Genomic DNA, 14,564 nt, shown 5'->3' on the forward strand with positions numbered 1-14,564 from the left:
ATGAATCTCCCCGAGTCCAAGACCGTTATCGTCGAGCACTCCAACAAGAAGGTCTACGACCTTGGCGACAAGATCGCCAAGGTCTTCAACTCCAACAAGCCGGCTTCCGATGTCTTCAACGAGGCCCTGAACCTCGCCCGCATCTCCGAGTCCGGCATCCGCGCCCCGAAGGCCCTCGAGGTCTCCGAGGTCGCCGGTGAGGGTTGGGGCCTGCTCACCGAGAAGGTCCCGGGTGTGACGCTCGCCGACAAGATGGCAGCCGAACCCGCCAAGTTCTACGAGTACCTCGAGCAGTTCGTCGACCTGCAGGTCGAGATTCACGCCGAGCGCTCCCCGCTGCTCAACCGTCAGCGTGACAAGTACGCCCGTATGATCAACGGCCTCCAGCACATCAACGCCACCACCCGCTACAACCTCATGGAGCGTCTGGACGGTATGAAGAAGGAGTTCCAGATCTGCCACGGCGACTTCAACCCGAGCAACGTCATCGTGGCCGAGGACGGCCAGCTCTACGTCTGCGACTGGGCCCACGCGACTCAGGGCTCCCCTGCCGCCGACGCAGCCATGACCTACCTGCTGTTCGCCCTTAACGACAAGCAGCAGGCCGATGCCTATCTCGAGCTGTACTGCGACCGCGCCGACGTCCCGATGCAGGTCGTCCGCCAGTGGATGTCCATCGTCGCCGCCGCCGAGCTCTCCCGTAAGCGCACCGACGTCAACGATGAATTCCTCATGAGCTGGATCGACGTCGTGGACTACATGGGCTAACAGCCTGGCAATCCGCGCGAGAACGCGTTCATGGCAACGGCCCCGGAGACAGACGATCTCCGGGGCCGTTAGCTTTTCAAAACTACTTGCACGCGTCAGCGAATGAGATACGCCGCAATGGCGCCTTCATGGCAAGTCACTTCGGCATCATCCGTGACGATATTCGAGATGCCCAAATCACTCAACAGCTCGACGCGTTTGTGATCGAGCTCCCACTCCATCCCCCGCTCGGATACGACACCGACGGGACTCAGGCATACGAACGAGAACGTCGAACCCTGAAAGCCCGTCATCTGCCATGACGCGCCCGCCCTGAGCAGGCGACCGGAAAAGCCCTGTTCCTCGAGGCAAACCGGGCCGTCCCATCTCAAGATGCAGCCAAGTGCTGCGAGGGCGTGATCGGGCCGCCCCCCCGTCAGGCACGTGCACACCAGCTCGACGCTCCCCCAACGCGAATCGATCGCGCGGAGGGCGAGCGAAAGGTCGGTAAAATCCTTATACGGGTCGTAACGTTCGACGGCCAAAACTTCAGAGGGCTCTCCCTCTTCGCAACGACGAACCGCCAACAGGCCGCGAGCGCCCACCGAGTCCGCGTCGCCGCAGAACAAGTCACATGGCAGTCCGGCATCCAGCACCGCATCGAGACCCCGATCCACTGCCACGACCAAATCGCAGTCGGCATACAGATGCTTGAGAAACACGGCATCGCAGGTCTGCGGTGAGCCTCCGACAAGAAGGACGCGCAACGCATCCGCTTGGGTTTCGAGGACGCTGCTCATGCCTTTCATATAAGACCACCTGACGCATAGCACAATTACGGACAAATCGCCATCTTACCCAATATTTCGCGATCATGGGCGCGGCAAACGCAGCTCAAAACAGGCCCTTACAGTAGGTTGCTTATCAAACCCCTTGCTTACGGGGTATTTACCAAAAAGCCCAGCATGTCAAGCTAAAATGTGATTGTTTCACCCATGGGGCGATTTATACCGATTGCCGCATTCTTGTCTATTTTGTGATGAACGAGTGATACGGTAAGTATCGTCACTGGTTCCACATGCGTCGATGCGAGTGGAACGAACGCAGCACATCTGCGTCCCCTTCCGTCTAAGTACGCATGCCGAGCCCGAGACGTATCGTTGGTTTACGGCAGAACGCCGCGCATACGATCGGAAGGTTGAGATGGCCATCACATCGAAGACCGCCAATAAGACAGAGCGCAAGGCCCAAGGACTCGCCAAGGGGCCCGTTGCCGCTGCACAACCCAACCTCATGCTCACGGATGACGACATCCACCTGTTCGGAACCGGCATGTGGCAGCGGGCGTGGGAAAAGATGGGCGCCCACAAAGACGTTCAAGGCAACTCCGAAGGCTGGCTTTTCCGCGTTTGGGCCCCTCAGGTCTCAAGCGTGCACGTCGTCGGCGATTTCAACGGCTGGGACCCCAAGGCAACGCCGCTCACACGTGCCGCCAATAGCGATATATGGGAGACCTTCGTCCCCGGCCTTGAGCAGGGATCGCTTTACAAATACGTGATCGAAACCGATGCGGGGGAGCTCCTCTGGAAGGCCGACCCGTTCGGTTTCTACGCTGAGACTTGCCCTGGAACAGCATCCAAGCTCTGGGACCTCGGTGGATACACCTGGAAAGATACCACATGGCTGAATCGCCGCGCCGAGCGCGACATCATGAAGAGCCCGCTCAACATTTATGAGGTGCACCTTGGCTCCTGGAAGCGCCATGGCAACGAACCGCAGGGCGAGCCACGCGAAGACGGCACCTGGCCCGGCCCCGGCGATCCGTTCCCGGCGCAACGCGGAACGTACTACACCTACGACGACCTCTCTGATGAGCTCGTGGCTTACGTCAAGAAGATGGGCTATACCCATATCGAGGTCATGCCCCTCTCCGAGCACCCCTTCGACGGATCTTGGGGATATCAGGCTACGGGATACTTCGCAGCAACCTCTCGTTACGGCACCCCCCAACAGCTCATGCACTTCGTCGACGCCTGCCACAAGGCCGGTATCGGAGTGATTCTGGACTGGGTTCCCGGGGGCTTTTGCGCCAACGCCGAGGGACTTGCGACCTTCAACGGCCGCATGCTCTTCGAACGCGAGATTCACCCCAACTGGGGCACGCACAAGTTCGATTTCTCCCGCCCCGAGGTTCGCAGCTTCCTCGTGTCCAACGCCCTCTTCTGGATCGAACAGTTCCATGTCGACGGCATCCGCATGGATGGCGTATCGAGCATGCTCTATCTCAACTTCGGCGTGGGCAACCCAGCGGACAAGAAGTTCAACAAATACGGCACCGAGGAGGACCTCGACGCCTCCGCGTTTATCCGCCAGGTCAACTGCGCTGTGGGCAAGGAATTCCCCGATGTCATGATGATCGCCGAGGAGTCCACCGCATGGCCCCTGGTCACCTATCCCGCAGAGGACGGCGGCCTGGGATTCCACCTCAAATGGGATATGGGCTGGATGAACGACACCCTGCACTACATGCAGTGCGACTTCCCTTGGCGCCCGGGCAACCACAGCCTGCTCACCTTCTCCATCATGTACGCCTTCTCGGAGAACTTTATCCTGCCGCTGTCGCACGATGAGGTCGTGAACGGCAAGTGCTCCCTGATCGGACGCATGCCGGGCGACGACTGGCGCCGCTTCGCCGGTCTGCGTACGCTCGCCTTCTACCAGATGACCCACCCCGGCGCCAAGCTCACCTTCATGGGTGACGAGATCGGCCAGCAGATCGAATGGCGCTACTACGAGTCCATCGAGTGGTTCCTCGCCAAGGATTTCGACGCCACCCACGGCGCTCAACAGCGCTTTATCGAGGCACTCAACCACTTCTACACCAAGCAGCGCGGACTGTGGCAAAACGCCTATACCGAGCAGGGCTTCGAATGGATCGACGCCAACAACTCCGAGCAGTCCATTGTGAGCTTCGTGCGCCACGGCGATAAGCCGGCCGACGACCTGCTCATCCTGATCAACTTCGACCCGGCATCCTACGAGACCTATCGCGTGGGAACCCCGCGCGAGGGCGATTGGGAGCTCGTCTTCAATACGGACGAACCGACCTTTGGCGGATCCGGCTTTCCGGTGGTCGACATGGCCTCCTCCAAACCCGAGCCCTGGAACATGCGAGACAACTCAATCGAGATCGCCGTTCCCGGCCTCGCCGGCCTGGTCTACCGCCGTCGCCGCGCCTCCTCCTACAAGCCTCCCAAGGCAAAGACGCCAAAGACAAAGGCCGCGTCCAAAACCAGGACATCCCGCGCGAAGTAAGCACCGACTTCGGAGCACCTCGCGCCCACGATGACGCAACCGCACGCCGGGCCGATCGCGCGCGCTTGCGACTATCACCAACCCGGCCCCTTCTCGAAAGGAAACCATGGATAAGATCTACGAGAACAAAGAGCAGTTCATCGAGCAGTACCGCCAGCACGTGCGCGCACTGTCCGGTAAGGAGTTCGAGGATACGAGCGATATCGACCGCTTCACCGCGCTGGCCAACATGGTCGCCGGCGATGCCCGCGTCATTGCCGCCAAAACCGACGAGCGCAACCGCACCGAGGGCAAGAAGCGTGTCTACTACTTCTCCATCGAGTTCCTCATCGGTCGCCTGCTCGACAACTACCTGCTGAACCTCGGCATTCGTGACCTCGTGGCCGACGCCATCACCGACATGGGCGGCGATCTCGACGAGATCGAGCGCCAAGAGCCCGATCCGGCCCTGGGCAACGGCGGCCTCGGTCGCCTCGCCGCATGCTTCCTCGACTCGATGGCCCACGAGGGCATCGCGGGCTACGGCAACGGCATGCGCTATCGCTACGGCCTCTTCAAGCAGGAAATCGTCGATGGCCGTCAGGTCGAAGTAGCCGATGAATGGCTCTCCAAGGGCTATCCCTGGGAGGTCAAGCGCCCCGACAAGGCCGTTCGCATCGGCTTCGGCGGCTACGTCGTCTCACGCCAGGAGGGCGACCGCACCTTCTACTCCGTTGAGGGGACCGATGACGTCCTGGCCGTGCCTTACGACATTCCGATCGTCGGTTACGGCGGCGAGACCGTCAACAAGCTGCGCTGCTGGAGCGCCGAACCCATCGACGACCATTTCGATCTCGACGCCTTCAACGCCGGGGACTACACCGGCGCCGACCGCGACCGCGCCAATGCCGAGGCCATCTCCGCCATCCTGTATCCCAACGACGCCGGCGAGCACGGCCGCCTGCTTCGCCTCAAGCAGGAGTACCTATTCGTTGCCGCGGGCATCCGCACCCTCCTCGACACCTTTGTGCGCGAGCACGGCAAGGCCTGGAACGAGCTGCCCCGCTATGTGGCCATCCATACCAACGATACGCACCCGGCGATGTGCGGACCCGAGCTCATGCGCATCCTCATGGACGAAGAGCGCCTGACCTGGGACGACGCTTGGGAGATCGTGACGAACACGGTGTCCTACACCAACCACACCATCCTGCCCGAGGCTCTCGAGAAGTGGCCCATCTCCACCTTCTCCACCCTGCTGCCCCGCGTGTACCAGATCATCGACGAGATCAACCGTCGCTGGCGCGAGAGCTTCGACATGAGCAAGCCCGAGAGCGCCGAACGACTGCGCGCGACCGCCGTCCTGTGGGATGGCGAGGTCCGTATGGCCAACCTGTCCGTAATCTGCAGCCACTCCGTCAACGGCGTCGCAAAGATCCACTCCGACATCCTCAAGACGAGCACGCTCAAGGACTTCGCGGCCATGCGCCCGGAGATGTTCAACAACAAGACCAACGGCATCAGCCATCGTCGCTTCTTCGCTGAGGCCAACCCCACCTACGCCAAACTCGTGACCGAGGCAATCGGCGACGGCTGGCTCGACGACGCCCGCGAACTCGAGAAGCTCACCGCCTTCGAAGGCGATGCCTCTTTCCTTGAGCGCGTCGGCGCCTCAAAGCTCGCCAACAAGCAGCGCCTGGCCGACTACGTCAAGCGCGAGTGCGGGCTCACCATCGACCCGAACACGGTCTTCGACGTCCAGGTCAAGCGCTTCCACGCCTACAAGCGCCAGCTCCTGAACATCATGAAGGTCATGGACCTCTATAACCGTCGCCTCGCCGATCCGAATTTCAAGATTCAGCCCACCACCTTCATCTTCTCCGGCAAAGCCGCCTCGAGCTACACCTTCGCCAAGGAAGTCATCCGCCTGATCAACGGTGTGGCCGAGGTCGTCAACAACGACCCGCGCGTCAACGACGTCATGAAGGTCTGCTTCATCCCGAACTTCCGCGTCTCGAACGCCCAGCTCATCTACCCTGCCGCCGAAATCTCCGAGCAGATCTCCACGGCCGGCAAGGAGGCCTCCGGCACTTCGAACATGAAGCTCATGATGAACGGCGCCCTCACGCTCGGCACCATGGACGGCGCGAACATCGAGATCGTCGATCTGGCAGGCCGCGAGAACGAGGCGATCTTCGGCCTCACCACGCCCGAGGTCGACGCCCTGCGCGCCTCCGGCCAGTACTTCGCCTGGGATGTCGTCAACTCCGATCGCGCGCGCCTCGGCCGCATCATCGACAAACTCGTCGATGGCACCTTCGCCGCTCAATCCGGCAACTTCGAGAGCATCCATCATGAGCTCATGTTCAACAACGACTACGACCTGGTGCTCAAGGACTTCCACTCCTACGTGGACGCTTGGGAAAAGCTCACCGCGACCTATCCCGAGACCCAGGACTGGAACCGCCGCGCGCTGCACAACACCGCGATGTCCGGCTGGTTCTCCTCCGACCGAACCATCCGCGAATACCGCGACGAGATTTGGCACGCATAAAGGAGGTGCGGCGCGCTGGGAAACGGCCGGCGCACCAATAAGGCGACGGAAGCGGCGAAGACGGGGGAGCCGCCTCCGGACACGGATATCCCGCACAAGACATCCGCAACCATCCAACGGATAAAGGGAGAGATTGATGGCAAGCAAAGAATGCATCGCGATGCTCCTCGCGGGAGGCCAAGGCAGCCGACTGATGGCCCTCACCTCTAAGATCGCAAAACCGGCCGTCAGCTTCGGCGGCAAGTTCCGCATCATCGACTTCTCGCTGTCGAACTGCGCAAACTCCGGCATCGACACCGTGGGCGTGCTGACCCAGTACCGTCCGTACCAGCTCCATGAGTACATCGGCTCCGGCCGCGCGTGGGACCTCGCCGAGCACGGCAGCGGCGTTTCCATCCTGCCGCCCTACGCCACGCAGGACGGCGGCGCATGGTATGCCGGCACCGCCGACGCGATCACGCAGAACCTCAATTACATCAAGAACCACGACCCCAAGTACGTGCTCATCCTGTCCGGCGATCACCTGTATCGCATGGACTACCGCAAGATGCTCGAGAGCCACATCGAGCACAACGCCGACCTCACCGTCTCGGTCATGCCCGTACCGTGGGAGGAGGCCAGCCGCTTCGGCATCATCACCGCCGACCCCGAAGACGGTCGCATCGTGAAGTTCACCGAGAAGCCGGAGAAGCCCGATTCGAACCTCGCCTCCATGGGCATCTACATCTTCTCCACCGACGTGCTCGTGAGGGCACTCGAGGAGGACGCCGTCGACCAGCGCTCCAGCCACGACTTTGGCAACGACATCATCCCCAAGCTGCTCGCCGAGGGAAAACGCCTGCACACGTACGAGTTCCATGGCTTTTGGAAGGACGTCGGCACCATCGCGAGCTTCCACGAGACCTCGATGGACCTGCTCGGCGACAACCCCGAGTTCGACCTGTTCGACAAGTCCTTCCCAGTCATGAGCAACGACTCGACCCGTCCTCCCCACTTCATCGGACCCGAGGGTCGCGTTGACGACCGCCTCGTCTCCAACGGCTGCCGCGTCTACGGCACCGCGCGCCACTCGATTCTCTCCACAGACTGCGTGGTGGGCGAGCGCGCCATCGTCGAGGATTCCGTGTTGCTGCCGGGAGCCATCGTGAAGGATGGGGCGCACGTCGTGCGCGCCATCCTGGGCGAGAACGCCGTCGTGGAAGAGGGCGTCAAGCTCGGAAGCGTCGATATGACCAAAGATACCGCCGTCGTTGGAAACGACGTCGTCATCGGGAAGGGGGAATGATCCGATGATCAACCGCAAGGCCATCGGCTACATCACTGCCAACTACACCAGCAAAGAGCACAGCCACCTGCTTGAATGCCGTCCGCTCGCTTCCATCCCGTTCATGGGCCGCTACCGCCTCATCGACTTCCCGCTGTCCAACATGATGAACGCGGGCATCCGCACCGTCGGCGTGGTGCTTCCGGGCAATTACCGCTCGCTCGTCGACCACCTCGGCAGCGGACGCGAGTGGGAGCTCGATCGCAAGAAGGGCGGTCTGTTCCTACTCCAGGGCAGCGCTTACGGCACCGCCAAAAAGGGCATCCGCTTCCTGCTGCGCGACATCAACACCAACAAGATGCTGTTCCAGCGCGCCAGCGAGCCCTACGTGGTCATGAGCGCGACCAACATCGTCTTCAACATGGACCTCTCCGCCGTCATCGATGCGCACGAGCGCAGCGGCTCCGGCGTGACGATGATCTACAAAAAGGGCGACCGCCAGCTCGAGGACGTCACCAAGCTCGACATCAACGAGAACGGCCGCGTCACCGACCTTAAGAGCGGCTGCGCCTACGGCGATAACCAATTCCTCGACTGCTTCATCATCAACCGCGACCTGCTCCTCGAGCTGTGTGAGCAGTACGAGACGCTCGACTACCTCGACCTGTTCGACGCCATCCGCCCCGACTTCGGTCGCATCGACGTGTGCACCTACGAGTTCAAGGGCCTCGCCGTCGGCATGTTCAACGAGGAGAGCTATTACCAGCGGAGCATGGAAATGCTCAACCCCGACGTCATGCACCAGCTGTTCACGCACAGCCGCCCGATCATGACCAAGGCTCACGACACGCCGCCCGCGAAGTACAGCTCCGGCTCCAACGCCACCAACTCGTTCATCTCCGCAGGCTGCCGCATCGACGGCACCGTGCGCGGCTCCACCCTCTCGCGCGACGTCATCGTCGAGAGCGGCGCCTACGTGGCCAACTCCATCATCATGCAGGGTTGTGTCATCAAGCGCGGCGCGCGCGTAGAGAACGCCATCGTGGACAAGAACAACGTCGTGGAAGCCGGGACCGTCCTCACCGGTACGCCCGACAACGTGCTCGTGGTGCCCAAGGTCGCGATCGAGAATTAGGGCCGCACGCGCAGCCGACGCGCCCGAGGCACACCAGGCGCGCATATGATGGATACGCCGCCTCGAGCACACGACTCAGGCGGCGTATCCGCACGAATCACTGAACTCGACGCCGCGAAGCAACGCGCGCATCAAGAGATTGGCATCCATATGACCGAATCCCCCCAGCAGAAACTCCATGTCGCATTTGCCAGCGCCGAAGCCGCGCCCTTCGTGAAGACCGGCGGCCTCGGCGACGTGGCGGGCTCCCTGCCCCAGGCCCTCAAAGCCGCGGGCGCCGAGGTCGTCGTCCTCGTTCCCAAGTACGACACCATCGCCCAGGAGTACAAGGACCGCATGGAGCACCTGTGCGACTTCTATGTCCCACTCGGCTGGCGCAATGAGTACTGCGGCATCGAGCGCCTCAACCACCTCGGCGTCGACTACCTGTTCATCGACAACGAGCGTTACTTCAGCCGTGGCTATCCGTACGGGTTCTTCGACGACGGAGAGCGCTTCGCCTTCTTCTCCAAGGCCATCGTCGAGACCCTCCAGTACCTGCCCGGGGTTCTGAACGGGTTCACGTGCGATGTCCTGCACTGCAACGACTGGCACACCGCCATGGCCCCCGTGTTCCTGCGCGAGTTCTACCAGGCCTCGCCGTTCTACCAGAGCATCAAGACGGTGTTCTCCATCCACAACATAGCGTTCCAGGGTCAGTACAGCGCCAAGGTGCTGAACGACATTCTGGGCCTGGCGCATATTCCCGCAGCTGCCTTCCAGCTCACCTGCGGTCCCGACGCCGTCAACTACATGCAGGGCGCCCTCAACTACACCGACGCCATCACAACCGTCTCCCCCACGTACGCCGAGGAGATCAAGACGGGCGAGTTCGGTGAGGGCCTCGATGGGATTCTGCGCCGCCGCGCACCGATTCTGCAGGGCATCGTCAACGGCATCGATACCGTGGGCTTCGACCCCGCCACCGACCAGCGCATCCCCGCGCAGTTCACCGCCAGCGACCGTTCCGGCAAGGCCGTTTGCAAGGCCCGCCTGCAGGAGGAGCTCGGTCTGGAGGTCCGCGATGACCGTCCCCTCATGGTCATGGTCACGCGACTCACCCGCCAGAAAGGCATGGACCTGGTCACGTACGCGCTCGACCGGATCCTTTCCAGCGGTGTCCAGGTGGCCGTGCTCGGCACCGGCGATACCGACTATGAGAACGCGCTGCGCTACTTCGAGGGCAAGTACCCCGGAACCATGGCCGCGCGCATCCAGTTCGACCCCGCGCTGTCCCAGCGCATGTACGCGGGCGCCGACCTGTTCCTCATGCCGTCCTTGTTCGAGCCCTGCGGCCTGTCGCAGATGATCGCCATGCGCTACGGCACCCTGCCCATCGTGCGCGAAACCGGCGGCCTGAAGGACACCGTCGCGCCGTACAACCAGTTCACAGGCGAGGGCACTGGATTCTCGTTCGCCAACTTCAACGGCGACGAGATGGCCGACACCGTCTTCCGCGCCACGCGCTTGTTCTGGGATGATCGCGACGCATTCAACAAGCTCGTGGACAACGCCATGGCCGCAGACTTCAGCTGGACTCGTTCGGCCGACGTCTACATGGCGATGTATCACAACCTGCGCCCCGACATCCCACTGCCGCAGCCCGAGGTTGAAGTTAAGCCGACGGAGAAGACGAAGCCCGTCGAGCAGGAAAAGGCAACCGAGCCCGAGGTCGCGCCTGCTGACGAGCCCGCAGCGACAGCAGTGAAGAAGCCCGCCGCACGCAAGACGACCGCGCGCAAGACGACGGTCGCCAAGGCCACGGCCCCCAAGACTGCCACCACAAAGGCAACCACCACGGCCGCCAAGACCGCGACCTCGGCGCCTGCAGCCGCCGCAAAACCCGCAACGGCCAACCCGGCCCAGGCCAAGATCGACCTGGATGCCGTGCTCCCCACCATCGATCCCAAGCCCGCCGCAACCCCCGCGGCCGAGCCCAAGCCCGCCACCTCGACGACCAAGGTCGTTCCCAAGGCAACCCGCAGGGGCAAGCGCAAATAAGAGACGCGCGCACATCCAGCCGCGCTATACGGGCCGAGGGCGATATGCCCTCGGCCATTTTCATGTACAGGCGCCTCGAATCCCCAAAGGACACCCGACCGCCGGAAGTGAACCAACCCACTGCAACCTGTATAATGAACAGGCATTATCCGTTCGTTTAGTTAGCTGTCTCATGAGGCTTTTTCATAATTCCCGCCGATCGGAATATCGCGTGCCGTTTGGCGCTGTTGTTGCCGGAACCACCGTTCATCTCACATTGCGTGTCGAAGACGCCGATGCCAGATTCCTCAAAGGTGAAGTTCGCACATGGGTCGACGATCGCGGCGAAGAGCTCATCCCAATGACCCTCGGTGAATCCAACACCCTGGTAGCGTCCATCGACTGCTCCGAACCGTGCATCTTATGGTACAGCTTCCGCGTGACATGCACCGATGGGTCGATGCTCAAGGTCGGCGCGCGCGATGGCGCCACGGGCGGAGAGTCGGTCACCTATACCGACCGCGCAGACGTCCCCTCGTTCCAAATCACCGTGTATAAGCACCGCAAAACCCGTCCCGCTTGGTACGAGCGCGGCATCGTATACCAGATTTTCCCCGATCGTTACGCGCGCGACGAGCACTGGCTCGAGCGCGCCCAGGCCGTCGTCGACAAGCCCCGCAAGGGCCCTGGCAAGCACCTGGTGATGGACTGGGACAAACCGCCGGTATACGAGCGCAACGAGGACAAATCCATCAAGAGCTGGGACTTCTACGGCGGATCGCTCGAGGGGATCCGCCAGGACCTCCCCCGCCTGCACGCCATGGGCGTCACGACGATCTACCTCAACCCCATCTTCGAAGCGCAGAGTAATCACCGCTACGACACGGCCGATTACCTCACGATCGACCCCATGCTCGGAACCGAGGAGGACTTCCGTCGCCTCGCTCAAGACGCCGACAAATTGGGCATCTCGCTCATCCTCGACGGCGTGTTCAACCACACGGGAGACGACTCCATCTATTTCAACCGCTTTGGGAACTACCCTGGCAAGGGCGCATGGCAGGGCGAGGAATCTCCCTGGTATGACGCGTATTGCTGGAACGAAGACGGGACGTACAACTCCTGGTGGGGCATCGAGAACATGCCCGACCTCAACGAGAAGTCCGATCGCGTTCGCGAACTGCTGCTCGGTGAAAACGGCGTGGTCCGCACCTGGCTGCGCGCCGGAGCACGCGGCTGGCGCCTCGACGTGGCCGATGAGCTCTCGGACGAGCTTATTGAGGACATCAAAGCAGCGGTGCTCGAGGAGCGCCCCGACGGCCTGCTGCTCGGCGAGGTCTGGGAGGATGCATCCAACAAACTCGCCTACGGCAAGCTGCGCAAATATCTGCTGGGCAACGAGCTCGACTCCGCCATGAACTACCCGCTGCGCGATGCCATACTGGGTTTTCTCGTTTACGGGGAGAACGCCTATCAGTGCGCCGAGCGCATCGAGACGCTGCGTGAAAACTACCCTCCCGAGGCGCTGGCCTGCTGCCTCAACCTGCTCGGCAGCCACGACAAGCCACGCATCGCCTCCGTGCTCGGGGGCGGCCCCGACGAGAGTCAGCTGCCCGAGGAGGAACGCGGGCGCTTCCGCCTCGACGAGAACTCGATGGGCCTGGCCAAGGGACGCTTCTGGCTCGCCACACTCATGCAGATGACGCTTCCAGGCGTCCCCTCCATCTATTACGGCGACGAATACGCCCTCGAGGGCCTCTCCGATCCCGGAAACCGCCGCACGCTGCCCACACCCGACGCCGTGCATGACCGCGACATGCTCAACATGGTTCGCAACACCATCATGTTGCGCCGTGCACTCCCCTTCCTCGTTGACGGGACACTCGATGCGTTCGCGTACAACGACGATGTGCTGTGCTACCGCCGTCGCGGATCGGATGGCCAGGTCGCGAGCGTCCTCATCAATCACAGTCTGTCCGATGCGCGCTCCGTGCGCGTTCCCATCGAGGGGGATTTTGCCCTCGATCTCGTCTCGGGCACCGATCTCAAGCGAGGGGCCGATGGCTGCGCGGAGGTACGTCTATGGCCACTCGGATCGGCCGTGGTGTATTCCAGCAAGGAGCAGCGCCTGCAAAAGCCGCTCGAGCGCGGCGCCGGCGTCATCGCACATATCACTTCACTGCCCAATACGGGTCGTGCGGGCACCCTCGGCGCACCCGCTCGCCGCTTTATCGATCATCTCGCTGCCACCGGCCTGCGCTATTGGCAGGTCTTGCCGGTCAATCCCACAGACTCCTTTGGATCCCCCTACGCCGGACCGTCCGCCTTCGCGGGCAACCCCAATCTGCTGGAGGAAACGAGCACCGAGCTCAAACACGCCTTCGAGCGCTTCAAGGCGGAAGGGGGCTTTACCAGCCGAGAGTTCTTCGAGTTCGCCCGTGAGAATGAGGGCTGGCTCGACCCGTACTGCGCGTTCATGGCCGTCAAAGACGCCATGAACGGCACCAGCCGTCATAGCTGGCCTGACGAGCTGCGTCGCTACCACGTCGACATCTTCGCCGATGCACGCTTCGCCGATCGCGCCCGTTACCATGCCTTTGTCCAGTTCCGCTTTGAGCGCGAATGGACCGAGATGCTCGCTTACGCGCACGAGAAGGGCATTGAGATCGTCGGCGACATCCCGATGTACGTCTCGGACGATTCAGCCGACGCGTGGAGCGAACCCGAGATGTTCTCACTCGGCAAGGACGGCATGCCCTACGAGATCGCGGGAGTCCCGCCGGATCGCTTCTCAGCCACCGGACAGGTTTGGGGCAATCCCACCTACGACTGGGATCATATGCGCAAAGACGGATACGTATGGTGGCTTGCCCGCCTGCGCCGCTCATTCAAGCTGTACGACCGCGTGCGCCTCGATCACTTCCTGGGCTTCCATAACTACTTTGCGATTCCCGCAGGAGGCACCGGAGCAGATGGCACCTGGATGCCGGGACCGGGCATCGAGTTGTTCCAGCGTGCATTCGAGGAGTTCGGACCGCTGCCGCTTATCGCCGAGGACCTGGGCATTCTCACTCCCGGTGTGCGCGCCCTGCTTGCAAGCTGCGGTTTTTCCGGAATGGATGTTCTGGAGTTCGCGGACTATGACATCCGCGAGCAAATCTGGCCGCACAATGAGAAGGTCCTCTACACCTCGACGCACGACACCTCGACGCTCGTCGGGTTCTGCCAGCGGTCGTTCTGCTCCAATGGCGACGAGCAGGGCGCGCGTTACCTGGCAGGCGAAATCATGCGCCATGCGCTTGACAGCCCGGCGACGCTCGTCATGATACAGCTGCAAGACCTGCTCTGCCTTGGCGACGATGCTCGCATGAACGTGCCAGGCGTGGCCGAGGGCAACTGGAGCTGGCAGGCCGATGAGGACTTGATCTGCGATTACGAACGCAAGATCGCCGGAGTGCTCGACGAGACGGGACGTGCCACATCGAGGGCAGGCGCATCGGCATAGCTGCGAGTGACATGCCCACGAGTGCGAAGCTCCTGTGGACACGCGA

General features: G+C 62.1%; 8 protein-coding genes. 7 read left to right on the forward strand and 1 reads right to left on the reverse strand.

What is annotated here, in order from left to right; all coding sequences use genetic code 11:
- Entirely contained in the window at positions 1-768 is a 768-nt protein-coding gene (locus COLINT_RS02405) for a phosphotransferase family protein (protein WP_006722737.1), read from the forward strand.
- Positions 769-863: 95 nt separating this feature from the next.
- On the opposite strand, the gene COLINT_RS02410 is transcribed toward COLINT_RS02405, so the two are convergent.
- Positions 864-1,556 carry a thiamine diphosphokinase gene (locus COLINT_RS02410; protein WP_006722738.1) on the reverse strand — a complete coding sequence of 231 codons (693 nt, stop codon included), beginning with the start codon at positions 1,554-1,556 and terminating at the stop codon, positions 864-866.
- Positions 1,557-2,040: 484 nt separating this feature from the next.
- Here COLINT_RS02410 and glgB point away from each other — a divergent pair, with 484 nt between their 5' ends.
- From glgB to COLINT_RS02440, 6 genes are all read left to right on the forward strand, one after another.
- On the forward strand, positions 2,041-4,062 hold the full coding sequence (gene glgB, locus COLINT_RS02415) for a 1,4-alpha-glucan branching protein GlgB (protein WP_039910513.1): 2,022 nt from the start codon (positions 2,041-2,043) through the stop codon (positions 4,060-4,062).
- A 106-nt stretch (positions 4,063-4,168) separates the two neighbouring features.
- Positions 4,169-6,595, forward strand: a complete 2,427-nt coding sequence (locus tag COLINT_RS02420) for a glycogen/starch/alpha-glucan phosphorylase (protein WP_006722740.1) — start codon at positions 4,169-4,171, stop codon at positions 6,593-6,595.
- Between the two features lie 136 nt (positions 6,596-6,731).
- Positions 6,732-7,880, forward strand: a complete 1,149-nt coding sequence (locus COLINT_RS02425; RefSeq protein WP_006722741.1) for a glucose-1-phosphate adenylyltransferase — start codon at positions 6,732-6,734, stop codon at positions 7,878-7,880.
- Positions 7,881-7,884: 4 nt separating this feature from the next.
- Positions 7,885-8,994: a glucose-1-phosphate adenylyltransferase subunit GlgD gene (gene glgD, locus COLINT_RS02430; protein ID WP_006722742.1), complete on the forward strand. Its 1,110-nt coding sequence runs from the start codon at positions 7,885-7,887 to the stop codon at positions 8,992-8,994.
- Positions 8,995-9,144: 150 nt separating this feature from the next.
- On the forward strand, positions 9,145-11,034 hold the full coding sequence (gene glgA / locus COLINT_RS02435) for a glycogen synthase GlgA (RefSeq protein WP_156780299.1): 1,890 nt from the start codon (positions 9,145-9,147) through the stop codon (positions 11,032-11,034).
- Positions 11,035-11,206: 172 nt separating this feature from the next.
- The gene (locus COLINT_RS02440; protein WP_039910271.1) at positions 11,207-14,518 is read left to right on the forward strand and encodes a 4-alpha-glucanotransferase; all 3,312 of its coding nucleotides are present in this window, start codon (positions 11,207-11,209) and stop codon (positions 14,516-14,518) included.
- Positions 14,519-14,564: the final 46 nt, after the last annotated feature.

The sequence above is a fragment of the Collinsella intestinalis DSM 13280 genome (assembly GCF_000156175.1).
GTDB classification, from domain to species: domain Bacteria; phylum Actinomycetota; class Coriobacteriia; order Coriobacteriales; family Coriobacteriaceae; genus Collinsella; species Collinsella intestinalis.

Coding starts and splice junctions, on each gene's coding strand:
- COLINT_RS02405 (WP_006722737.1), top strand. CDS start 1: ATGAATCTCCCCGAGTCCAAGACCGTTATCGTCGAGCACTCCAACAAG.
- COLINT_RS02410 (WP_006722738.1), bottom strand. CDS start 1,556: ATGAAAGGCATGAGCAGCGTCCTCGAAACCCAAGCGGATGCGTTGCGC.
- glgB (WP_039910513.1), top strand. CDS start 2,041: ATGCTCACGGATGACGACATCCACCTGTTCGGAACCGGCATGTGGCAG.
- COLINT_RS02420 (WP_006722740.1), top strand. CDS start 4,169: ATGGATAAGATCTACGAGAACAAAGAGCAGTTCATCGAGCAGTACCGC.
- COLINT_RS02425 (WP_006722741.1), top strand. CDS start 6,732: ATGGCAAGCAAAGAATGCATCGCGATGCTCCTCGCGGGAGGCCAAGGC.
- glgD (WP_006722742.1), top strand. CDS start 7,885: ATGATCAACCGCAAGGCCATCGGCTACATCACTGCCAACTACACCAGC.
- glgA (WP_156780299.1), top strand. CDS start 9,145: ATGACCGAATCCCCCCAGCAGAAACTCCATGTCGCATTTGCCAGCGCC.
- COLINT_RS02440 (WP_039910271.1), top strand. CDS start 11,207: ATGAGGCTTTTTCATAATTCCCGCCGATCGGAATATCGCGTGCCGTTT.